The 23,298-nt window shown below is 69.1% G+C and carries 18 protein-coding genes and 1 pseudogene; 8 read left to right on the plus strand and 11 right to left on the minus strand.

Annotated features, from left to right (window positions below; translation table 11 throughout):
• Positions 1-249: 249 nt before the first annotated feature.
• The 4 genes from ABZV44_RS02600 to ABZV44_RS02615 all read left to right on the plus strand — a co-directional run bounded on the left by ABZV44_RS02600 (position 250) and on the right by ABZV44_RS02615 (position 2,917).
• Entirely contained in the window at positions 250-759 is a 510-nt protein-coding gene (locus ABZV44_RS02600; RefSeq protein WP_354830978.1) for a DUF4395 domain-containing protein, read from the plus strand.
• A gap of 69 nt (positions 760-828) precedes the next feature.
• Positions 829-1,662 (plus strand): sulfurtransferase, encoded by an 834-nt coding sequence (locus ABZV44_RS02605; protein ID WP_354830980.1) that lies wholly within the window; start codon positions 829-831, stop codon positions 1,660-1,662.
• 6 nt (positions 1,663-1,668) lie between these two features.
• Entirely contained in the window at positions 1,669-1,974 is a 306-nt protein-coding gene (locus ABZV44_RS02610) for a DUF1416 domain-containing protein (RefSeq protein ID WP_354830981.1), read from the plus strand.
• A 274-nt stretch (positions 1,975-2,248) separates the two neighbouring features.
• Positions 2,249-2,917 carry an FABP family protein gene (locus ABZV44_RS02615; protein WP_354831633.1) on the plus strand — a complete coding sequence of 223 codons (669 nt, stop codon included), beginning with the start codon at positions 2,249-2,251 and terminating at the stop codon, positions 2,915-2,917.
• 410 nt (positions 2,918-3,327) lie between these two features.
• Here the strand turns inward: ABZV44_RS02615 and ABZV44_RS02620 are convergent, their stop codons facing one another.
• From ABZV44_RS02620 to ABZV44_RS02640, 5 genes and pseudogenes are all read right to left on the minus strand, one after another.
• Entirely contained in the window at positions 3,328-5,004 is a 1,677-nt protein-coding gene (locus ABZV44_RS02620) for an ATP-binding cassette domain-containing protein (RefSeq protein WP_354830983.1), read from the minus strand.
• Positions 5,005-5,339: 335 nt separating this feature from the next.
• Positions 5,340-7,064 (minus strand): annotated as a pseudogene (gene cydD, locus ABZV44_RS02625) (thiol reductant ABC exporter subunit CydD); the annotation flags it as partial.
• Positions 7,065-7,130: 66 nt separating this feature from the next.
• The gene (cydB, locus tag ABZV44_RS02630; RefSeq protein ID WP_354830986.1) at positions 7,131-8,180 is read right to left on the minus strand and encodes a cytochrome d ubiquinol oxidase subunit II; all 1,050 of its coding nucleotides are present in this window, start codon (positions 8,178-8,180) and stop codon (positions 7,131-7,133) included.
• A 9-nt stretch (positions 8,181-8,189) separates the two neighbouring features.
• Entirely contained in the window at positions 8,190-9,665 is a 1,476-nt protein-coding gene (locus tag ABZV44_RS02635) for a cytochrome ubiquinol oxidase subunit I (protein WP_354830989.1), read from the minus strand.
• Between the two features lie 179 nt (positions 9,666-9,844).
• The gene (locus ABZV44_RS02640; RefSeq protein ID WP_354830992.1) at positions 9,845-10,771 is read right to left on the minus strand and encodes an aminodeoxychorismate lyase; all 927 of its coding nucleotides are present in this window, start codon (positions 10,769-10,771) and stop codon (positions 9,845-9,847) included.
• Positions 10,772-11,031: 260 nt separating this feature from the next.
• Here ABZV44_RS02640 and ABZV44_RS02645 point away from each other — a divergent pair, with 260 nt between their 5' ends.
• From ABZV44_RS02645 to ABZV44_RS02660, 4 genes are all read left to right on the plus strand, one after another.
• Positions 11,032-12,153, plus strand: coding sequence for a folate-binding protein (locus ABZV44_RS02645; RefSeq protein ID WP_354830994.1), 1,122 nt, complete (start codon positions 11,032-11,034; stop codon positions 12,151-12,153).
• A complete protein-coding gene (locus ABZV44_RS02650) occupies positions 12,150-12,821 on the plus strand; it encodes an MOSC domain-containing protein (RefSeq protein ID WP_354830997.1) in 672 nt (223 codons plus the stop codon). The genes ABZV44_RS02645 and ABZV44_RS02650 overlap by 4 nt, the downstream gene beginning before the upstream one ends.
• A gap of 47 nt (positions 12,822-12,868) precedes the next feature.
• A complete protein-coding gene (locus tag ABZV44_RS02655; protein ID WP_354831000.1) occupies positions 12,869-13,831 on the plus strand; it encodes an asparaginase in 963 nt (320 codons plus the stop codon).
• Between the two features lie 187 nt (positions 13,832-14,018).
• Positions 14,019-14,231, plus strand: coding sequence for a DUF3073 domain-containing protein (locus ABZV44_RS02660; RefSeq protein WP_354831003.1), 213 nt, complete (start codon positions 14,019-14,021; stop codon positions 14,229-14,231).
• Positions 14,232-14,573: 342 nt separating this feature from the next.
• Here the strand turns inward: ABZV44_RS02660 and purM are convergent, their stop codons facing one another.
• The 6 genes from purM to purF form a co-directional block, all read right to left on the minus strand.
• On the minus strand, positions 14,574-15,653 hold the full coding sequence (purM, locus tag ABZV44_RS02665; protein ID WP_354831006.1) for a phosphoribosylformylglycinamidine cyclo-ligase: 1,080 nt from the start codon (positions 15,651-15,653) through the stop codon (positions 14,574-14,576).
• 212 nt (positions 15,654-15,865) lie between these two features.
• Positions 15,866-17,602, minus strand: coding sequence for an ABC transporter ATP-binding protein (locus ABZV44_RS02670; protein WP_354831008.1), 1,737 nt, complete (start codon positions 17,600-17,602; stop codon positions 15,866-15,868).
• Entirely contained in the window at positions 17,595-18,617 is a 1,023-nt protein-coding gene (locus tag ABZV44_RS02675; RefSeq protein WP_354831010.1) for an ABC transporter permease, read from the minus strand. The genes ABZV44_RS02670 and ABZV44_RS02675 overlap by 8 nt, the downstream gene beginning before the upstream one ends.
• On the minus strand, positions 18,617-19,627 hold the full coding sequence (locus ABZV44_RS02680) for an ABC transporter permease (RefSeq protein WP_354831635.1): 1,011 nt from the start codon (positions 19,625-19,627) through the stop codon (positions 18,617-18,619). The genes ABZV44_RS02675 and ABZV44_RS02680 overlap by 1 nt, the downstream gene beginning before the upstream one ends.
• Positions 19,628-19,745: 118 nt before the next feature.
• Complete coding sequence (locus tag ABZV44_RS02685) at positions 19,746-21,332, minus strand: ABC transporter substrate-binding protein (RefSeq protein WP_354831013.1); 1,587 nt, start codon at positions 21,330-21,332, stop codon at positions 19,746-19,748.
• A 277-nt stretch (positions 21,333-21,609) separates the two neighbouring features.
• Complete coding sequence (purF, locus tag ABZV44_RS02690) at positions 21,610-23,175, minus strand: amidophosphoribosyltransferase (RefSeq protein WP_354831015.1); 1,566 nt, start codon at positions 23,173-23,175, stop codon at positions 21,610-21,612.
• Positions 23,176-23,298: the final 123 nt, after the last annotated feature.

Here is a 23,298-nt window from a genome sequence, read left to right on the forward strand (position 1 = left end):
TTACGGACCCCGGGTCCAATTTCCCCCGAAAATTGGGTAAACTCCCTCTCGTGCAATCCAACCGCGAGCTGATGCTCACCCGACGCCGCACGGTAGACCTGTGCCGGCTCGGTGGTTGTTGCTGCCTGTGCCGCTAGCCGGTCGGCCTTTCGTATTCCTCTGTCGCCGACCGGATTTGTCCCGCTGTCGAGAGATCGTTTCGATCCTCCGGCGATCTGGCCAATACACCTTCAGCGCAGGAGTACTCCCATGTCGAACCCTCATCCGAGCACATCACCCGCAGGGCAGGTGGATGTTCGCGGCCCCCGCTTCGCCGCCTGGATCACCACCGCGGTGCTCGCCCTCGTTCTGATCCTCGCCGCCGTCTCGGTTCCCGCCGCCGCCGTACTGCTGGCGCTGCAGGCCATCGTGTTCGGCGTGGGTGCGGCCTACGGTCCGCGCCGGAGCCCGTACGGCCGGGTCTACGCCGCCGTGGTCGCCCCGCGCGTCGGTGCGCCGACCGAGCTGGAACCCGTTGCGCCGCTGCGGTTCGCGCAGCTGGTCGGCCTGGCCTTCGCGGTGCTGGGCGTGCTGGGCTTCGCGGCCGGCAGCCCCGTGGCGGGCGCGATCTTCACCGGATTCGCGCTGTTCGCGGCCTTCCTCAACGCGGCCTTCGGAATCTGCCTGGGCTGCAAGATCTATCCGCTGGTCGGGCGGTTCCGCTCGGCCCCGGGCAGCACCGTCCCGACCTCGACCAGCTCCGTGAACTCCTCTGTCTGACCCCCGACCGTCCATCCCTCAACCACACGAACGCAACGCCTGTACCGGCACCGCATCGAAAGGAACAACATGGCTCGCTCCGATGTCCTGGTCTCCGCAGACTGGGTCGAAGAGAACCTCAACACCCCGGGCGTGGTCCTCGTCGAGGTCGACGAAGACACCTCGGCCTACGACCTGGGACACATCGAGGGCGCCGTGCGTCTCGACTGGAAGAAGGACCTGCAGGACCAGGTTCGCCGCGACTTCGTGAACCAGGAGCAGTTCTCTGCCCTGCTGTCCGAGCGTGGCATCGCCAACGACGACACCGTGGTGCTGTACGGCGGCAACAACAACTGGTTCGCGGCCTACGCCTACTGGTACTTCAAGCTGTACGGCCACCAGGACGTCAAGCTGCTCGACGGCGGTCGCAAGAAGTGGGAGCTGGACGGCCGTGAGCTGACCAAGGAGATCAAGGACCGCGCAGCCACCGAGTACAAGGCCGCCGCGCAGGACCTGTCCATCCGCGCCTTCCGCGACGAGGTCATCGAGGCCATCGGCGTCAAGAACCTGGTCGACGTGCGCTCCCCCGACGAGTTCTCGGGCAAGATCCTGGCCCCCGCGCACCTGCCGCAGGAGCAGTCGCAGCGTCCGGGCCACATCCCGACCGCCATCAACGTGCCGTGGTCCAAGGCCGCGAACGAGGACGGCACCTTCAAGAGCGACGCCGAGCTGGCGGAGATCTACAAGGAGGCCGGGCTGGACGGCGACAAGCTGACCATCGCCTACTGCCGCATCGGTGAGCGTTCCTCGCACACCTGGTTCGTGCTGCAGGAGCTGCTGGGCCACCAGAACGTCAAGAACTACGACGGGTCCTGGACCGAGTACGGGTCCCTCGTCGGTGCACCGATCGAGTTGGGAGCGTAATTACCTATGTGTGCAGCACCTACCCAGGGCCAGGCCCTGCCCGCCAATGTCGACGTCGAGAAGGAGACGGTCATCACCGGCCGCGTCCTGACCGCTGACGGCCAGACCGTCGGTGGCGCGTTCGTCCGCCTGCTGGACGGCAACGGCGACTTCACCGCCGAGGTCGTGGCCTCGGGCACCGGCGACTTCCGCTTCTTCGCGGCGCCGGGCACGTGGACCCTGCGCGCGCTGTCCGCGTCCGGCAACGGCACCGTCGAGGTGTCGCCGGAGGGCGCCGGCATCCACAACGTGGACGTCAGCGTCGCCAAGTAAGCGAAACATCAAGAACGGCCCCGGGATTCGTGATCCCGGGGCCGTTCTCGTGCGTGCCGGAGTTTTTCCCGGGGTCGTTTTCACGTGATCCCGGCGGTGCGATTAGACTCCCAGACGTGGTGCTTACCTTCGAGATTCTGCTGGTTCTCGTCTCCGTGCTGATCGCCTGGTTCGGTCTGTACGTCCTCTACCGCCTGTTCACCGAGTCGTGACAGATCCGGCCCACGAGAACATCGAAAACGGAGTGGCCAACGGTTCGTCGTCGTCGACGCCGATCGTTCGCGACGACGAGGGCGCGAAGCCCGCTGATGCTGCCGCCTCCCGGCGCAGCGGCGACCAGGCGGTCGCGGACGCGGCCGAGCGTGCCAAGTCGACCGGGTCGCTGAACGTTCCGACGCTCCCCGATCTGCCGTTGCCCGTCGATACCGCGAACCTGCGGCTGGGCCCGGATCTGAGTTCCTCCATGCTCGCGCTGCTGCCGCTGGTCGGCGTGTGGCGCGGTGAGGGCGAGGGCAATGATTTCGAGACCGGCGACTACCGCTTCGGTCAGCAGATCGTCGTCTCGCACGACGGCGGCGACTACCTGACCTGGGAGGCGCGCTCCTGGAAGCTGGACGCCCAGGGCGAGTACGCGGGCCCGGATCTGCGGGAGAGCGGTTTCTGGCGGGTCGGCATCGACGGTGACGACGAGGTGCTGGAGCTGCTGCTCACCCACTCCACCGGCATTGTCGAGCTGTTCTACGGCCAGGCGCTCACCCAGTCCTCCTGGGAGCTGGCCACCGACGTGGTGATCCGCAGCCAGTCCGGCATCGTGGTGGGCGGCGCGAAGCGGCTCTACGGCATTGTCGAGGGCGGCGACCTGGGCTACGTCGAGGAGCGCATCGCCGCCGACGGCGCACTGGAGCCGCGGCTCTCGGCGCGCTTGCAGCGGTACATCGGCTAGCGGTCGATTCTCGAAGCGACAACCGATTTCGCAGCGATGGGGGTACCTCCTGAGGTACCCCCAAAATTGTTTCGGCACCCGACGCAGGCACGGAATGCCGACCGGGACGGCTTCTCAGCCGGCCGCTGAAGTCGCGGGGGAGGCGGAACAGTACGGCCCCCGAGTTGTACCCACGGATGCAACGTTCACGTGGGTCCGGTCGGACGGACCGTAACTCGGGGGCCGGGTGACTGCCTTGGATTCGCGAGGGCTCGCGCGATCGGAATCCGATTGCAGCGGTAGCGCCTAGCTGGCAGCCACCTCACGCGTCCTAGAAATCATTCTCGAACCACCTCCTTCCTGTGTACCGACGAAATTAGTCGGATGGGCCAGTGGCGGCAACGTATTTTCTCGGATTGCGAAATCGCAGGTCAGGCCGGCGTTGTGGGAATAGATCGAGCGATGGCTACGGTTCCGCCCGGCTCGACGCGAACGATGGTGTCCGCCTTCGTGTCCGGCGGCAGCTGGTGGGTGACGACGACCACGGTGCGGTCGCGCTCCACCAGGCCGCTGGACTCGTCGAGCAGGCGGCGCAGCAGCTCGGCGCCGGCTTCGGCCTCCAGGTGCTCGGTGGGTTCGTCGAGCAGCAGTACGCGGGCCGGGGCGAGCAGGGCGCGGGCCAGCAGCAGGCGCCGGCGCTGACCGCCCGAGACCGCGGCCGCGCCGCCGACCAGATCGGTCTCGACACCGTCGGGGAGGGAGTCCAGCCAGTCGCCGGCTCCGACCGCGCGCAGGGCGGATTCGGCCTCGCCCGGGGTGAGGTCGCCGCGGGCCACGCGCAGGTTCTCCAGCACCGTGGTGCCGAACAGGTGCGCGTCCTCGGCGAAGAAGGTGACGCCCGGGCGCGGCGTCTCGAAGAGCCCGGCCCAGGACATCAGCAGCGTGGTCTTGCCCACGCCGCTGGGGCCGACCACGGCGATCCGGCGGCCCGGCGGCAGCGCGGGGAGATGCGGTGCGGGCGCCTCGGATTCGCCGTGCTCGAGCCGATCCAGGCGGTGCAGGGCGGCGCGGCCGGTGGTGAGGGCCTGCGCGGCGGCCGGGAGCACCGCCACGGCCTCGAAGGCGGACAGCGGCACCAGGACCAGCACGGTGAACGCCATCGGAGTGATGCCGCCCGGCGGCACGGTCTGGAAGCCGGCGGTCGGGATCGGAGAACCGCTGCCGTACAGCACGATTCCGATGAGCAGCGCGCCCAGCACGCTCGCCCCGATGGACAGCGGCAGCACCGCCGCGGCCCACGCGCTGCGCGCCGCCGCCCGATCCTCCGCCGCGACCGCCCGCTGCCCCGCCGCGGCGGCCGCGCCCACCGCCTCGGAAAGCCGGCCCGCCACCCGCAATTCGGGCGCGTGGTCCAGCACGGTCAGCGCCTCGGCGGTGAACTCGGTGCGATCGGTCCGCACCGCGAGCTCCGCCTCCCGGGCCGCGTGCGCCGACAGCCACGGCGCGATGATGCCCGAAACGGCCAGCGCCACGGCCAGAATCACCGCCGCGAGCACCGAGATACTCGCCAGCAGTCCGACGGCCAGCAGCGACAGGATCAGCGCCACCGCGATCGGGACGAACGCGCGCACCACCACGGCCCCGAGATCGTCGATATCGCTGATGACCCGGCCGAGCAGCTCACCGCGCCGCAGATTCGTCGGATCCCCCTGCCGGGCTTCGTCTTCCGCGTCCGCCGGTCCGGCGGCATCGCCGTCCACCGACCCGGTTCGCCGCAACCGCCAGATGTCCGCACCCGCCAGCGTCCGAAAGGTCGTGGTCCGCGCGGTGCTCATGGACCGCAGCGCCACATCGTGAGTGGCCAGCCGCTCCAGATACCGGCACAGCCCGCGCGAAATACCCAGCGCCCGAACGGTCACCACCGCAATGCTCAGATCCAGCACCGGCGGCATCTGCCACGCCCGCGCAATCAGCCACGCCGCCAACGCCGCCAGCCCGAGCCCGCTCCCGAGCGCCAGCACCCCCCACCCCACCGACAGCGCCATCCGTCCCCGCGACAGCTCGAGCAGCTCCCGAATCCGCCGAAAATCTGCCAGTACCGCCCTCATCGCGCCGACACCTCCATCGAGCTCACCGCGCCCGCGCTCCCGGTCGCGCCGCTCCCGGCTCGGCCGAGTGCGCCCCCATCCGCTCGACGGGGACTGGGATCCGCTCGCGGACCCGATATCGACTCGGCGGCAGCGGTTTCCGGCGCGGGTCCGCCGGCGCCCGGATCCGGAGCGGGGGCTGACCCTTCGATCCCTGTTCCGGCGGATGCGCCGGAAGACCCTGGCGCGGCGTTGCCGCCGAGCTCGGCAGCCGAGTTCGTCGCCGCCTGTGATTGCCGCGGAGCAGCGGCCGTCGTATCCGACTGTGGTTCATGCTCGGACCGCGCCGTGGTTGTGGCCCGGACTTCGACCACGTGGTCCGCGATGGCGAGAACGGAGGGGCGGTGGGCGACCACGACGACGGTGGCTCCGGCGCGAGCGCGGGCGGTCAGGGCCGCGAGAACCGTCGTCTCGGAGGCGTCGTCGAGGTGGGCGGTGGGTTCGTCCAGGAGCAGGATCGAGCGTGGGGCGGCGAGGGTGCGGGTGAGGGCGAGGCGCTGGCGCTGGCCCAGGGAGAGGCCGATGCCGCCGGCGCCGAGCACGGTGTCCCAGCGGGACGGGAGGGTGGCCAGGACGGCATCGAAACCGGTTGCGGCGCAGGCGGCGTCGACCTGGTCGGGGCCGGACGGGGGGCCCAGGAGTTCGAGGTTGGCGCGGAGGGTGCCGGGGACGAGGACGGGGCGCTGGGGCAGCCAGGCGATGTGAGACCACCACTGGTCGGGGTCCAGGTCGGAGACGGGTATGCCGTCGACGAGAACGCTTCCGGCGTCCGGGGTGAGCAGGCCCAGGACGGCTTGCAGCGCGGTCGATTTGCCGCACCCGTTCGGGCCCGTCAGGACGGTGACCGTGCCCGGCCGGAGGGCCGCGGACAGCCCCTCGGGTGCGTATCCGTCGCGGGACCGCACGGCGAGTTCGCGGATGTCGATGTGGCCGTGCAGGTTCCGTTGCTCGGGTGCGGCCGGCACGGGCGTCGGCGCCGCGGATGCCGCATCGGTGTTCGCGTCGGCGGTCGGCGCGGTGTCCGGCTCGAGGATGGCGAAAGCCTTGTCGGCGGCGGCCATTCCGTCCTGGGCGGCGTGGAAACGTTCGCCGACGGCGCGCAGCGGGAGGTAGACCTCGGGGGCGAGGATGAGGGCCAGCAGGCCCGCGTACAGGCCCATGTGGCCGAACACCAGGCGCATGCCGATGGAGACCGCGACCAGGGCCACACACAGGGTGGCGAGCATTTCCAGGACCATCGAGGACAGGAACGCCAGGCGCAGCGCCGACATGGTCCGGCGGTGCAGCACATCGCCGAGCTCGCGGACCCGGCCCGCCATGCCGCGCGGCGAATCGCCGTCTCCCCCACCGCTGTCCGCGCGTCCCGTCTCGCGGCCGAGCGCGCGCAGGGTCGGCATGCCCGCGAAGAGGTCGAGGAGCTGGTCGGAGAGCCGGGTGGTGGCGGCCAGGGTGCCGGCGGATTTCCCCTGGGTGAGCAGGCCGATGAGGATCATGAAGATCGGGATCAGCGGCAGGGTGACGAAGATGATCAGGCCGGAGACCCAGTCGTGCATCGCGATCACGGCCAGCACCACCGGTGGGACGAGCAGCGCCAGCAGCAGGGCGGGCAGGTAGCCCGCGAGGTAGGCGCGCAGCCCGCTCAATCCGGAGCCGACCACGACCGCGAGTTCGGTGCGGCGGCGCTCCAATTCCCGCGGCGGGAGCTGGGCCCCGGCTGCCAGTGCGGCGGTCTCGAGTTCGGCGACCACCTGCGCCCCGGCCCGGTGCGCGAGCCGTGACTGCCACCAGGTGGCGGCCGCCCGGCACCCGATCGCGACCGCGAAGATCACCAGTTCGGCGGTCCAGGAGCCGATACGGCGCTGGTCCGGTTCGGTGATGACCCCCGCGAGCACCCGCGCCAGCGCGAGCGCCGCGACCACGATGCACCCCGTGGTGACCAGCGACAGCCCCACGCTCAGCCCGAGATACCTGCGGGCGGAGCGAGCGTGCCGCCACAGTCGCGGGTCCACCGGTCGTGCCATGGTCGATCTCCTCTGCGAACGGGCGCGCCGGGCCTGTGGACATCACGTCCGGCGCGCCCGCTCCGTTCAGCTCTTCGCGGGTTCCATGGGCAGCCCGATCGAGGCCGGGATCTGCTCCACGGTGAGCCGCTTGCGGAACACCCAGTACGTCCAAGCTTGGTAGATCAGCACGATCGGGACCAGGGCCACCGCGACCCAGCTCATCACCACCAGCGTGTAGTGGGTCGAGGACGCCGCCACGGTGCCGCCGCGGCCGTCGACGGTGAGGCTGTACGCGTCATTGATGGTGGACGGCAGCACATTCGGGAACAGCGACCCGAACAGCAGCACGGTGGCCGCCGCGATGGTGACCGCGGTGCCGGTGAAGGCCCAGCCGTCCCGGCCCCGGAGGGCGGCGAGACCCGCCATCACCAGCCCGGCCACGGCCAGCGCCAGCGGAATCCAGGTCCAGCCCTTGCCGTGGGCGAGCTGGGTCCAGATGCCGAAGCACGCCACCACCACCGCGGTGGGCGCGAAGATCAGCCGGATGATGCGGTGGGCGTCGTCGCGCACCTCGCTGCCGGTCTTCAGGGCGATGAACACCGCGCCGTGCAGCAGGAACAGCAGCAGCGTGGCCAGCCCGCCGAGAATGCCGTACGGGTTGAGCAGGTCGAGCAGCGTGCCCTGGATGTGCCTGTGCTCGTTGAGCTGCACGCCGCGCACGATGTTCGCGAAGGCCAGACCCCAGGCCAGCGCGGGAATCCACGACCCGAGCGCGATGCCCACGTCACACCAGGTGCGCCAGCGCGGATCGTTGATCTTGCCGCGCCACTCGATGGCGCAGGCCCGCGCGATCAGCCCGACCAGGATGAGCAGCAGCGCCAGGTAGAACCCGGAGAACAGGCTGGCGTACCACTCCGGGAAGGCGGCGAACATGGCGCCGCCGCCGGTGAGCAGCCACACCTCGTTGCCGTCCCACACCGGGCCGATGGTGTTGAGCACGGTCCGTTTCTTCTGCTCGTCGCCGCGACCGATGATCGGCATCAGCATGCCGACGCCGAAGTCGAAGCCCTCCAGCACGAAATAGCCGGTGAACAGCACCGCGATCAGGAGAAACCAGAATTCTGGGAGACTCATCCTCGGCTCCTAGTAGGCGAAGGAAAGCTTCTCGACGGGCTCCCCGGTCATCTTCGGGGTGCCCGCACCGGTGGACGCCTTCTCGGGTCCGGCTTTCACGTAGCGGCGCATCAGGTAGAACCACGCGATGGCCAGCAGTCCGTAGAGCGCCGTGAAGACGATCAGCGAGGTGAGCACCGTGCCCGCCGATACCCCGGAGACGCCCTGCTGCACCGTCATCCGGATGTGCTGGTCGCCGGTCGGGTTGGGTGCGACCACCCAGGGCTGACGGCCCATCTCGGTGAACACCCAGCCGGAGATATTGCCCAGGTAGGGGGTTGCGATGGCGAGCAGCGAAAGCCACTTGTACCAGGTCTGATCCGGTACCCGGCTGCGGCGGGTGACCCAGAATCCGGCCAGCGCCAACAGGATCGGGCCGGCCATGAAGCCGATCATGGCGCGGAAGGACCAGTAGGTCACGAACAGGTTGGGCCGGTAGTCGCCGACGCCGTACTTCTGGTTGTACTCGACCTGCAGGTCCTTGACGCCCCCGAGGGTGACGCCGGTGAAGTCGCCGCTGGCCAGCCACGGCAGCACGTAGGGCACCTCGATGAGGTGGTCGACGCTGTCGCAGTTGTTGTGGGTGCCGACCGTCAAGACCGAGAAGTCGGGGTCGGTCTCGGTGTGGCACAGCGATTCGGCCGAGGCCATCTTCATGGGCTGCTGCTTGAACATGAGCTTGCCCTGGATGTCACCGGTGAAGATGAGGGCGACCGAGGCGACCAGGATCACGTACAGGCCCAGGCGCGCGCTCGGCCGCCACATGGTGCGGGCCTCCTCGATCGGCGCGTCGCTGCTCTCGGCCTTGCCCTTGCGCGCACTGCGCACCATCCACCATCCGGCGATGCCCGCGACGAAAGTGCCTGCGGTGAGGAAGGATCCGGCCACCACGTGCGGGAAGGCGGCGAGGGTGGTGTTGTTGGTCAGCACCTCCCAGATGCTGTGCAGTTCGGCGCGGCCGGTCTCCGGGTTGTACTTCGCGCCGACCGGGTGCTGCATGAACGAGTTGGCCGCGATGATGAAGTACGCGGAGGCGTTGGTGCCGATGGCGACCAGCCAGATGCAGGCCAGGTGCACTTTCTGCGGCAGCCGGGTCCAGCCGAAGATCCACAGGCCCAGGAAGGTCGATTCCATGAAGAAGGCGACCAGCGCCTCCATGGCCAGCGGGGCGCCGAACACGTCGCCGACGAAGCGGGAGTATTCGCTCCAGCCCATGCCGAACTGGAATTCCTGCACGATGCCGGTGGCGACGCCGAGGGCGAAGTTGATCAGGAACAGCTTGCCGAAAAACTTTGTGAGCCTGAGCCAATGCTCCTTACCGGTGATCACCCAGGCGGTCTGCATGCCCGCGACGAGCGGAGCGAGGCCGATGGTGAGCGGCACCAGGATGAAGTGATAGACGGTGGTAATTCCAAATTGCCAGCGCGCCAGATCTACGACGCTCATCCGACCTCCCTGCCGATCTACGACATGACGTAGTACCAGACATTACGCCCATGGGAGCTCAGATCAACGTATGCCTCACCACAGCGTGCCAGATATTTGCCGGAATGTGACGGACACACCGCGGCGAATCCCACCGATCACCGCCGGAACCTGGTGACCGTCAGGGAAACCCGGGCCGATCACCAGTCGGCGAGGCTCCCGGGCAGTGCGATGCCGCGATTGACCATCTCGACGATCTCGTCCGCGTTCTCCGGCGCCGACATGCGCAGTCCGTCCAGGGAATTGACCCGCGCCGCCAGGGTGATCGAGGACAGCATCCAGATCGCGTCGGCGGTGATCAGGTCGGCGGTGAACAGCGGCTCGTACAGGCACTCCCAGCCCGCCTTCTCCGCCTGCGCGAACAATGCGCGCTGGGTGGTGCCGGGCAGCACGCCATTGCGCGCGGGCGGGGTGATGAGCTTGTTGTCGCGCTGCACAACGACTGTCGAGCGCGGACCCTCCAGCACCCGATGCTCGGTGCTGGTGAAGATGACGTCGTCGGCGCCCATCCGCTGGGCGAACCGCAGCGCGGACATATTGGTGGCGTAGGACAGGCTTTTCGCACCCAGCAGCAGCCACGGCGCGTTCTGCGCCAGGTCGATGGAGATGCCCTTCGAGAGGGTGATCACCGAAACACCCTCGGCGCGAGCCTTTTCCACGCGGTCCGGCACCGGCACCACGAAAACGTAACCGGTGGTTGCCGGTTCGGCGCCGGCCAGGTCTCCGCCCTTGTTCGCCATTCGTTCGCCGGCGGCTCCGTGATCGCTGTCACGCCCCCGGGTGAGCACCATGCGCAGCGTCCCCTCACGCTCGCTCCCCCACTGCTCGGTGGCCAGCTCCACCGCGAACCGCCACGCCTCCAGATCCGGCGCGGGCAAATCGAGCGCCTCCGCCGAGCGGCGTAGCCGGGCCAGATGCAACTCCAGCGCACCGGGCACGCCCCCGCGCACCAGCACCGTCTCGAAGATGCCGTCCCCCCGCAGCACCCCGATGTCGTCCGCATACAACAACGGCGCGTCCGGATCCCGGATCGCGCCGTCGAGTGTCACCAAAACCCGTTCCACCATGGACTCGACCCTATGACAGATGACGGACCCCGGCGGCCATACCGCGCCGCCCGGCCGGTCAACCCGCCTGCCGCCACGCCGTAAACCTCTGCCCGCGGCCCATTGGCGACAATCGCCGAGGGTGCGGCACCCAGCCCGGTGGCACCATCACGCCACCCGGCCCGGCGGCGACAACAGGCCCGCACGCTGCGGCTATCCCCAGGGCCCCCGCAAGGGTCGCGTAGAGCCCGGCGAGGCCCGCGGGCGGGTTGGCATAGGGTATGTGTGTGTCCTCCTTGGTTGCACCCAGTCCGATTCTGCAGGTTCCAGGGGCTGTCGCGGGGCTGCCGGAGTCACCGGATGCCGCGGTCGCGTGGCATTACGGCGATCCCTTCGGCGAGCAGCGTGCGGCGGTACAGAGGGTCGCGGTGGTCGATCGCTCCCACCGATTCGTGCTGTCGATCACGGGCAAGGAACGGCTGAGCTGGCTGCACACCATCTCCAGTCAGGCGGTCGCCGATCTGGGCGACGGGGAATCCGCCGAGAATCTGGACCTGGATCTGAACGGCCGGGTGCTCAACCACTTCGTGCTCACCGACCTGGACGGCACGGTGTGGATCGACACCGAGGGCGCGCGCGGCCCCGAGCTGCTGAGCTTCCTGCAGAAGATGGTGTTCTGGGCCGACGCGAAACCTGTCGACGCGAACGACCGTGCGGTGCTGAGCCTGCTGGGCCCGGGTGTGGCCGAGCTCACCGAAACCCTCGGCGTCCCAGCCCTTCCCGGCACCTATCGCGCGGTTCCCCTGCCCGGCGGCGGTTTTCTGCGCCGCATGCCCTGGCCCACCGCCGACTCCTTCGACCTGATCGTCCCGCGCGACCAGCTGGTCACCTGGTGGACACGGCTGCGCGACGCGGGTGCGGCGGCCGCGGGCCTGTGGGCGTTCGAGGCGCTGCGGGTGGCCGCGCTGCGCCCGCGCCTGGGCGTCGACACCGACGACCGCACCATCCCGCACGAGGTGAACTGGATCGGCGGCCCTGCCGAACATGGTGCGGTGCATCTGAACAAGGGCTGCTACCGCGGCCAGGAGACGGTGGCCCGGGTGCACAACCTCGGCAAGCCGCCCCGGCACCTGGTGCTGCTGCACCTGGACGGTTCCGCGGATTCCCGCCCCGCGACCGGTGACCCGGTGACCGCGGGCGGCCGGGCCGTCGGCGTCCTGGGCACCGTGATCGACCACTACGAACTCGGCCCGATCGCTCTCGCCCTGATCAAACGCACCATCCCGGCCGACACCGCGCTGGTGGCGGGCCCGTGTGCGGCGGCCATCGACCCGGATTCGATCCCCGCCCACGACGAGCCGCAGGCCGGCCGGCTCGCCGTCGAGAAGCTGCGCGGCCGGTGAACGCCGTCGTTCCGGCCGGCCGGGTGCTGGCCGTCTGCGTCGTGCACGCCGAGCTGGAGGTGCCCGCCCGGTCCTCCAAGGTGGGTCGCACCGCCATCGACAAACGCCCGATGCCGCACCGGGTTCCGGTCCGGGCGCTGGGGCTGGACGGCGACCACGTGTGCGACACCAAACATCACGGCGGCGTGGATCAGGCCGTCTACGCCTATGCCGAGGAGGACGCACGGCGCTGGGCCACCGAGCTCGGCCGGGACCTCGGCGCGGGCTGGTTCGGCGAGAACCTGCGCCTGACCGGCCTGCCCGTGAGCGACGCGGTCATCGGCGAACGCTGGGCCATCGGCGATACCCTGCTCGAGGTATCCGCCCCGCGCGTCCCGTGCTCCACCTTCCAGTGGCACTCCGGCGAACCGCAGTGGGTGAAACGCTTCACCGCACAGGCGAATACGGGCGCCTATCTGCGCGTGCTCACCGAGGGCACGATCGGCGCGGGCGACGAGGTGCGGGTGGTGTACGTACCCGAGCACCGGATCACCGTCCGCGACCTGTTCACGGGCGCCGACCCGGCCCGCCTGGACCTGCTGGCCGAGGCCGAACCCACCATCTCCGGCGACGTCCGCATGCAGATCGATCGTCACCGCCGCCGTCACGCCGGGGCGGCCGCCCGATGACACCGACTTCCGACCCGATGACACCGACTTCCGAGGGGAGCCCCACCATGAGCGTCGATCTGGTCGAGGTGGTGCGGTCCGGGTTCCGGGAGTGCGTGCACCGCGGCTCGGCGGTGGTGCTGCGCCCGGACGGCGAGCCGCTGGTCGCCGTCGGCGCGGTGCACGGCCCGATCTTCCCGCGCTCCACCAACAAGCCGATGCAGGCACTCACCCTGCTGCGCAACGGTTTCGAACCGGTGGACGACGCCGAGCTGGCCATCGCCACCGCCTCGCACTTCGGCGAGGCCGATCATGTGGAGCTCGTCCAGCGTCTGCTGGACCGCTTCGGCTTCACCGAGGACGATCTCGAGTGCCCGCCCGATCTGCCGTTCGAGGAGCACGCCCGGGCCCAGGCGCTGGCCGGGCGCGACCGCGCCGAGGCGTCCCGCCGCGTCTACATGAACTGCTCCGGCAAACATGCCGCCATGCTCGCGACCTGCCGGATCAACGACTGGCCCACCCGCGGCTATCTCGAGGTCGGGCACCCGCTGCAGCGGGCCGTCCTGGAGACGGTCGCCGAGCTGACCGGTGAACCGGAGACCGATCTGGGCATCGACGGCTGCGGCCTGCCGATCGTGCCGGTGTCGCTGGTGAATCTGGCGCGCGCCTACGCGACCTTCGCCACCGCGCCCGAGGACAGCGCGGAACGCCGTGTCGCGGACGCGATTCGCACGCATCCGCGAGTGATTTCCGGCACGGACGGTCCCGATTTCCGGGTGATGACCGCGACCCCCGGCCTGGTGTGCAAGATCGGCGCGGACGGGGTGCACGCCGGCGCGCTGCCGGATGGTTCGGCCTTCGCCTACAAGATCGATGACGGCGCCGATCGCGCGCGACTTCCCCTGACGCTGGCCATTCTCCAGCGTATGGGGGTGCCGTGGACCGGCGAGCATGCTGAGCTGGCGGCCCCCGCGGTGCTCGGCGGCGGAACCCGGGTGGGCATCGTCCGAGCGATTCCCGGGGTGCTGTAGCCCCCGGTCGGCAACCTTTTCGCACGGGCCCGGAGAGCGCCCGGCCCGGCCCCGGGACGTTTATCCCCCACTCCTGGAAGCGCGACCGCCGGACACACGCTAAAGTGTTCGTCAGGAAGAGTATTAATTCGAACGGGGCCGCCAAACCCACCCCAGGCCGCCCCGCAGTGACGCGAGGGGGTCAGCCATGGGCCGTGGCCGGGCTAAGGCAAAGCAGACCAAGGTTGCACGGGAGCTCAAGTACAGCTCGCCGTCGACCGACTTCACGAGCCTTCAGCGCGAGCTGTCGGGGAGTGCCTCCGACACACAGCGGAGTGGTGTGCTTTCCGACGAGCATGACGCGAGCGAATCGCGGTCGAGCTGGGAAGAAGAAGACAGCTACGACGACTGGCGTCGCTGACTCGGATATTTCGACGTACTGCAGGGGGAGGCCGATGGGCTTCCCCCTTTAGCACGTCGTTTTGAGCCGAGAAGCACGTCGCGCTGAGGGTTTGCCAGCAGCACCAACGGCTCCCCCGCCTCTCCGCGCCCCTGGCGCATGGATGGGGAGCCGTCGCTGATTCCGCACGCGTGCCGCCGGTTGTGTGCCGACCCGATTCTCGATGTACCCGGCGAGTTGCCCTCGCCGGAACGAAATCAGTTGTCGCGTTGGGAGACGGGCGATTTGGCTCGCCCCGGATATGGCGAAGGCCCCGGCCACTCTCGAGAGTGGCCGGGGCCTTCGTTCGTTGCTGTCCGGCGCTCAGAAGCGCGGGTGGTCTCCCACCAGGACGGCGCGGGCGGCGTCGGCGTCCTTGGCCTTCTTCACCGTGCCGAGGGTCCAGCAGTCGATGTGGCGGGCGGTGAGGACGGCGAGGGCGCGGTCGGCGTCCTCGGGGGCGACGACGGCGACCATGCCGACGCCCATGTTGAAGGTCTTCTCCATCTCGGCCCGCTCGACGCGGCCGCGCTGGGCGATCATCTTGAAGACCGGGGCCGGGTTCCAGGTGCCGCGATCCAGCTCGGCGACCAGGCCGGCGGGGAGCACGCGGGCCAGGTTGGCAGCCAGGCCGCCACCCGTCACGTGGCAGAAGGTGCGGACGTCGGTCTCGGCGATCAGGGCCAGGCAGTCCTTGGCGTAGATCTTGGTCGGCTCGAGCAGTTCCTCGCCGAGGGTGCGGCCGAATTCCTCCACGTGCCCGGTGAGGGACATGCGGTCGATGTCGAGCAGCACCTTGCGGGCCAGCGAGTAGCCGTTGGAGTGCAGGCCGGAGGAGCCCATGCCGATCACCACGTCGCCGGGGCGGACGCGGTCCGGGCCGAGCACGGCGTCGGCCTCGACCACGCCGACGCCGGTGGCCGACAGGTCGTAGTCGTCGACACCCATCAGACCCGGGTGCTCGGCGGTCTCGCCGCCCAGCAGGGCGCAGCCGGCGATGACGCAGCCCTCGGCGATGCCGGAGACGATCTGCGCGACGCGTTCCGGGACCACCTTGCCGACGGCGATGTAGTCCTGCAGGAACAGCGGTTCGGCGCCGCAGACCACCAGGTCGTCGACGACCATGGCGACCAGGTCCAGGCCGACGGTGTCGTGCTTGTCGAGGGCCTGGGCGACCGCGATCTTGGTGCCGACGCCGTCGGTGGAGGCGGCGAGCAGGGGCTCCTTGTAGCCGCCCTTCAGTGCGAACAGTCCTGCGAAGCCGCCGAGTCCGCCCTGCACTTCGGGGCGGCTGGCCTTCTTGGCCAGGGGAGCGAACAGCTCGACTGCACGGTCACCGGCTTCGATGTCGACGCCGGCCGCCGCGTACGAGGCACCGGCACCGCTGGGGATCTGTTCAGTCATTGTCGGAGAGAGCTCCAAGCCGAATCGATGGATAGATGCCTGCTCACGCTAGCTCACGCGGCTCCCCGAGAACTCAGCGGGCTCGCCCGTCTCCCCGAGAATTCAGCGGATGGCACAGAGCCGCCGGACTCCGGCACCGGTGCCGACGGCGGGGTGCCACATCTATTTTGGACGTACCCGGTGAGTTACCCCAAGCGCTACGAAATCTGTTGTCAGGTTTCGTAACGATGCCGACGCCGTTGCTCCACCGGGTCGGGGACTGGGACGGCGGCGACCAGTCGGCGGGTGTACTCCTCGCGCGGGTTGCGCAGGATGTCGTCGTTGCTGCCTTGTTCGATGACGGTCCCGCCGCGCAGCACCACGATCCGGTCGGCCAGCTGATCCACCACGGCGAGGTCGTGGCTGATGAACAGGCAGGCCCAGCCGAACTCGCGCTGGAGGCCCGCGAACAGCTCGAGCACCCGGGCCTGCACCGAGACGTCCAGGGCGCTGGTGGGTTCGTCGGCGACCAGCAGGTCGGGATTGAGTACCAGGGCCCGGGCCAGGCTGACCCGCTGGCGCTGGCCGCCGGAAAGTTCGTGCGGGTAGCGCTTTTCCACCCCGGCCGGGAGTTGCACGTCGTCGAGGAGGCGGCGGACGCGGTCGCGGGCGGCCGCGCCCTTGGCCTGTTTGTGCACCAGCAGGGGTTCGGCCACGCAGTCGCCGATGGTGAGGCGCGGGTTGAGGGAGGTGGCGGGGTCCTGGAAGACGAAGCCGAAGCGGCGGCGGATGGGCCGCAGCCGGCGTTCGGAGAGGCCCGCGATATCGGTGCCGAGTACCCGGACGCTGCCCGCGGTGGGCCGCTGCAGACCGGCCACGCAGCGGCCGATGGTGGACTTGCCGGAGCCGGATTCGCCGACCAGGCCGAGGGTTTCGCCGCGGCGCAGGGTGAGTCCGACCTCGTTCACGGCCCGGAAGGACGGGCGGCCGAGCGGGGCCGGGAACTCCACCACCAGGCCGGAGACCTCCAGCACGGTGGCGGCGTCGGCCGGGATGGGTTCGCGGACAATCGTTCTCGCGAGTGCCGCCCCGGCCACGGGCGCGGAGTCGGTTCGGGCCTCGACCCCAGCGGCCGGTGCACTGTCACCGGGATGCTCCGCGGCTTCCCAGTTATCCGGCAGCACATGTAGTTTCGGCACCGCGGCCAGGAGGGCACGGGTGTATTCGTGCTCGGGTTCGGCGAAAAGCTTTTCCACCGGCGCCTCTTCGACGATGCGCCCCTCACGCATCACCACGACGCGGTCGGCGAGGTCCGCCACGACGCCCATATTGTGGGTGATGAGCACGATGGCCGCGCCGATGCGGTCGCGCAGATCCCGGAGTAGTGCCAGGATTTCGGCCTGCACGGTGACGTCGAGGGCGGTGGTGGGTTCGTCGGCGATGATCACCCTGGGTTCGCAGGCGATGGCGATGGCGATCACCACACGCTGTTTCTGGCCGCCGGAGAGCTGGTGCGGGTAGTAGTCCACTCTCGCCTCGGGGTCGGGCAGCCCGACGGCGCGCAGCAGTTCGATGGCTTTGGCGCGGGCCGGTTTCCGTTTCATGCCCGAGTGCGCCCGCAATGCCTCGCCGATCTGGAAGCCGACGGTGAACAGCGGGTCCAGGGCCGCGCCGGGCTCCTGGAAGATCATGGAGACGGCTCCGCCGCGCACCGCGGTGAGTTCCTTCTCGCTCATCCTGGTGATCGCTTTCGCACCCAGCAGGACGTGCCCGCGGACGTCGGCGGTCGGCGGGAGCAGTCCCATGGCGGTGCGCGAGCTGACCGATTTGCCGGAGCCGGATTCGCCGACCACGGCCAGCACCTCGCCCGGATACACCTGGTAGGACACGTTTTTCACGGCGGCGACGGCCCCGGCGTCGGTGGCGAAGGTGACGGTGAGGGAGTCGAAGGACAGGACGGGTTCAGGCATCGGCCGCCTCCTGCGCGGGTTCGGATTCGGTGGCCGCGGGCTCGGCCTCGGTGGCGGCCGCGGTGGCGGCGCGGCGGGTGCGCAGCAGCGGGTTGAGCACCTCGTTGAGGCTCTCGCCGACCAAGGTCATGCCGAGCACCACGATCACGATGGCGGCGCCGGGGAAGACGCCGGTCCACCAGATGCCGTTGGAGACGTCGGCCAGCGCCTTGTTGAGGTCGTAGCCCCATTCCGCGGCCTGGGTGGGTTCGATGCCGAAGCCGAGGAAGCCCAGCCCGGCCAGCGTGAGGATGGCCTCCGCGCCATTGAGGGTGACGAGTACCGGCAGCGACTGGGTGACGTTGGCGAGGATGTGCCGGAACAGGATTCGCAGCGTGGACGCGCCGGTGACGCGCGCGGCGTCCACGTACGGTTCCTGTTTCACCGAGATGGTGGCGTTGCGCACCACCCGGAAGTACTGCGGCACGAAGATGACGGTGATGGCGATGGCCGCCGACAGGATGCCGCCGAAGCTGCTGGACTGCCCGCCGGACACCACGATCGACACCACGATGGCCAGCAGCAGCGACGGGAACGCGTACATGGCGTCCATGAACAGCACCAGCACGCGGTCCACCCAGCGCCCGAGGTAGCCGGACACCAGGCCGAGCGGCACGCCGACGATGAGCGACAGCACCAGCGACACCGCGATCACCGACAGCGCGGTGCGCGCGCCGAAGAGGACACGGGAGAGCACGTCCTCCCCGCGCACCGAGGTGCCGAACCAGTGTGCGGCCGACGGCGCCTGCTGCCGCGCGAAATCGACGCCGCCGGAGGCGTTCTGCGCGAATCCGTAGGGCGCCAGCAGGGGCGCGAAGACGGCCACCAGGATGAACCCCGCGACCAGGGCGAGCCCGAGCAGCAGCGTGGCCCGCTGCAGCCCGGAGGTCATGCGCACCAGGGCCGTTCCGGGGATCCGCAGCCGGGAGCGGGTCGGCGGGACCGGCGCTCGCACGCCGGTTTCGATGACGGTCATCAGAACCTCACCCTCGGGTCGATCAGCGCCACGATCAGGTCCACCAGGAAGCTCATGACGGCCACCACGATGGCGATGAACGCGACGATGCCCTGCACCGCCACGAAGTCGCGCGCCTGCAGGTAGGTGGCGAGCTGGTAGCCCAATCCCTTCCATTCGAAGGTGGTTTCGGTGAGCACCGCACCGCCGAGCAGCATGGCGATCTGCATGCCCATGACGGTGACCACCGGGATGAGGGCATTGCGGAAGGCGTGCCGTCCGGTGACGACGCGGTCGGACAGGCCGCGGGCCCGGGCGGCCTCCACGTAGCCCGAGCGCAGGGTCTGGATCACATTGATCCGCACCAGTCGCAGGAACACGCCCGCGGTGAGCAGGCCCAGCGCGATCGCCGGCAGCACAGCGTGTTTCAGCACGTCGACGATGTTCCCGGTGTCGCCGTAGAGGATCGCGTCGACGATCATGATGTTGGTTTTCGGCGACACGTGCTGCAGTTGCAGCTCCACGGTCGTGCCGGCCCGCCCGGCCACGGGCAGCCAGCCCAGCTTGACCGCGAAGATCAGCTTCAGTAGCAGCCCCACGAAGAACACCGGGGCCGCGTACACCAGGATCGCGAACAATCGCAGGCTCACGTCGGCGGCCGAATCCCGTTTGGTGGCGGCGTATCTGCCCAGCGGCACACCCACCGCGAAGGCCACGAGGAGCGCCCAGAACACCAGTTCCAGCGTGGCCGCGCCGTAGGTGACGATGACGTCGCTGATGGCCCGATTGTCCTGGGAGCGGCCGAAATCCCCGCGCAGCAGGCCGGACAGGTAGTCGCGGTACTGGGTGAGGATGGGCCGGGTGAGTCCGGCGGCCTCCTTGCGCCGCTGCAACTCCTCGGGGGTGAGCCGCCCGCCCTGCGCGGCGGTGATGGGATCGCCGATCACCCGCATCAGGAAGAAGACCAGGGTCACCAGGATCCAGGTGGTGGGGATGATGAGCAGGGCTCGCACCCCGAGGTACCGTGCCAGCGCGCCGTAGCGGGTGTCGCCGCGGCGGGCCGGGAAGAACCTGCGGTGCGTTCGTGTACCCGCCGGGCGGGCCGGGATCGCCGGCCCGCCCTCGGGTTCGGTGGTCGTCACCATCCGACTACTTGCTCAGTACGCCGAAGCGGAACTTGGACGACGGGTCCAGGGTGTTCTCCACGCCCTGGATGTTCTTGCCCGCCACCGCGATCTGGTTGCCGGTGAGCAGCGGCACGATGGGCAGGAAGTCGGCCATCAGGTCGTGCTGCACGGTGGCGAGCGCGGCGGTCCGCTTGGCCGGATCCGGTTCGGTCAGTTCGGCGTTCAGCTCCGCGGTGATCTTCGGATCGCCGAAGTGGTTGCGCAGGAAGTTGTCCTCGGTGAAGAAGGGGCGCAGGTAGTCGTCGGCGTCCGGGTAGTCCGGGAACCAGCCGAACTGGAACACCGGGTAGCCGTCGGTGGAGCGGGCCTTCTGGTAGGCGACCCATTCGGTGGACTGCAGATTCACCTTGAACAGCCCGGTGGCCTCGAGCTGGCTCTTGACGGCGGCGTACTCCTCGGAGCTGACGGTCCCGTAGTGCTCGGTGGTGTACTGCAGGTTCAGTTCGACCGGCGTGGCCACGCCCGCGTCGGCGAGGAACTTGGCGGCCGCGTCCTTGTTCGGCAGTGCGCCGTAGATGTCCTTCAGGGCCTCGGTGCCGCCCGGAACACCCTTGGGCACCGGCGAATACAGCGGGGCCCAGGTGCCCTTGAAGACGCTGTTGGCCAGCGCCTCGCGGTCGACGGCGACGGCGACGGCCTTGCGCACGGCCAGCTTCTGGGCGGGATTGCCGCCGGGCTGGGTGTTGAGGTTGAACACGATGTAGCGGGTGTCGCCGCCGGGCGACTGGTGCACGGTCACCTTGTCGCTGGTCTTCAGCGAGTCCAGGTCGGTCGGGGTGAGGGTGTGCCAGGCGACGTCGATATTGCCCTGCTGCACATCGAGTTTCAGGTTGGCCGCCTCGGCGTAGTACTTCACCGTGACGGCGTCGGTCTTGGGTTTGCCGAACAGCCCGTTGTAGTCCGGGTTGGACTTGTACTCGACCAGCTTGTTCTTGTCGTAGCTGGTGATGGTGTAGGGACCGGAGAACGGCTTGGCCTTCACGATGTCCTCGTCGGCGAGCACCTTGTCGGCCGGGAAGACCTTCTCGTCCACGATGGCCGCCGCCTGGGTGGGCAGGATGGCCGGGAAGGTCTGGTCGTTGCCCTTCTTGAGGGTGAAGGCGACGGTCTTGTCGTCGGGGGCATCGGTGTGATCGAGGTTGTCCAGCAGCGCCTTCGGGCCCTGCGGGTCGTCGATCTTCACCATGCGGTCGAAGGAGAACTTCACGCTCTGCGCGGTGAGGGGATCACCGTTGGCGAATTTCAATCCGGGTTTGAGCGTGCAGGTGTAGACGGTCGGCGAGGTGAACTCGCACTTGTCGGCGGCGTCGGGTTTCGGCACCGCCTCGCCCGCCGGGAAATTCATCAGGAACTGGTAGACCTGGGTTTCCGCCAGCAGTGAGCCGTTGTCGTAGGCCCGGGCCGGATCCAGTGAGGTGACCTTGTCGGTGGTGCCGACCAGGATTCCCGCTCCCCCACCACTGTCCGATGTCTTTCCCGAACCGCAGCCGGCGACCGCCAGCACCGCTAGTCCCGCAAAACCTACTGCCGCAACTCTTCTCGCGCGCATACTGCCCTGCTCTCGAAGCGCAGCGCAGCGGCCGGGTCACGGTCCCGCCGCGCCGCGGTGGACATCCTTTGGCTGGGCACAGTATCGACCGGTTATAACCGGCGTGTTGCGTTTCGGAACAATCGGTACACAAATCGAGCCATCCGCCCCGAGACGCCCATGTCGCAACTGCGCCACCGAATTTCCCTGTTCGGAGCGGGAAAAGCACGGTGCCCGTCCGCGATTACGCGAACGGGCACCGTGAGTGCTTGTGCTTATGGGCGACTCGGGCTTGTGCCTAGGGGCGACTCAGCGCCGAGGCATTGACATTGTCCGCCAGCAGCTCGGTCTCGGTCGCGCCGGACAGCATGCCCTCGAGCACGTTCTTGCCGATGGCGTTCTCCGCCGGCAGCGCGATCGGGTAGTCGCCGTCGAAGCAGGCGCAGCACAGCCGCGAGCGCGGCTGCTCGGTGGCGGCGACCATGCCCTCCAGCGAGATGTAGCCGAGACTGTCCGCGCCGATGGAGCGGCGCACGCCCTCCACCATGTCGTCGAGGCTCTCGCCCTCGATGCCGTCGGGGCCCGCGCCATTGGCGATCAGCTCCGCGCGCGAGGCGAAGTCGATGCCGTAGAAGCAGGGCCACTTGACCGGCGGGGAGGCGATGCGCACGTGGATCTCCAACGCGCCCGCCTCGCGGAGCATGCGGATCAGGGCCCGCTGGGTGTTGCCACGCACGATGGAGTCGTCCACCACGATGAGCCGCTTACCGCGGATCACCTCGCGTAGTGGATTGAGCTTCAACCGGATGCCGAGCTGTCGGATGGTCTGGCTGGGCTGAATGAAGGTGCGGCCCACGTAGGCGTTCTTCATCAGGCCCTGGCCGTAGGGCACACCGGAACCCTGTGCGTAGCCGACGGCGGCCGGGGTGCCGGACTCCGGCACCGGGATGACCAGGTCGGCCTCGATCGGGTGCTCGGCGGCCAGGCGGCGGCCGATCTCCACCCGGGTGGCGTGCACCGAACGGCCGGAGATGGTGGAGTCGGGCCGGGCCAGGTAGACGAATTCGAAGACGCAGCCCTTGGGCGTCGGATTGGCGAAGCGCAGCGAGCGGACGCCGTCGGCGTCGATGGCGAGCAGCTCGCCCGGCTCGATCTCGCGCACGAAGGACGCGCCGACGATGTCGAGGGCGGCGGTCTCACTGGCAACGACCCAGCCACGGTCCAGCCGGCCCAGGCACAGCGGCCGGACCCCGTGCGGGTCGCGGGCGGCGTAGAGGGTGTGCTCGTCCATGAAGGTCAGACAGAAGGCGCCCTGCAGGGTCGGCAGCAACTCCATGGCGGCCTGCTCGATGCTCTTGTCGGCGGCCGCGTGCGCCAGCAGCGCGGTCATCACATCGGAGTCGGAGGTGGCGGCCACGGTGCCCGCCAGCCGGCCGGTGACCAGCCCGAGTTCCCGTGCCCGCGTACTCAATTCGGCGGTGTTGACCAGATTTCCATTGTGGCCCAGCGCGATTCCGGTACCGACCGCGGTAGTGCGGAAGATGGGCTGCGCGTTCTCCCAGGTGGTGGAACCCGTGGTGGAGTAGCGGCAGTGGCCGACGGCCACGTGGCCGGGCATGGCGGCCAGGGTCTGTTCGTCGAAGACCTGGCTGACCAGGCCGAGATCCTTGAAGACCAGCACCTGCGAGCCGTCGGCGACGGCAATGCCCGCCGCCTCCTGACCGCGGTGCTGCAATGCGTAAAGTCCGTAATACGTGAGCTTTGCCACATCTTCGCCCGGTGCCCAGACACCGAAAACACCGCACTCTTCGCGCGGTTCGTTCTCGTCCTGGTCGGAGGTGGTGGCGGCGGAGGGGAGAGTCACCGTTTGCTCCCTGTTCGGCGGGCTGGGGGCGTTCGCCATTCTACGGGTAACCCCAAGGCAACCCACCGTTGGGATAACCGGGATGGCAGGCGGTTTCCTGTTAGCGTTCGACCGTGGCGAGCA

This window comes from Nocardia sp. NPDC004860 (genome assembly GCF_040609015.1).
Classification (GTDB): Bacteria; Actinomycetota; Actinomycetes; order Mycobacteriales; family Mycobacteriaceae; genus Nocardia.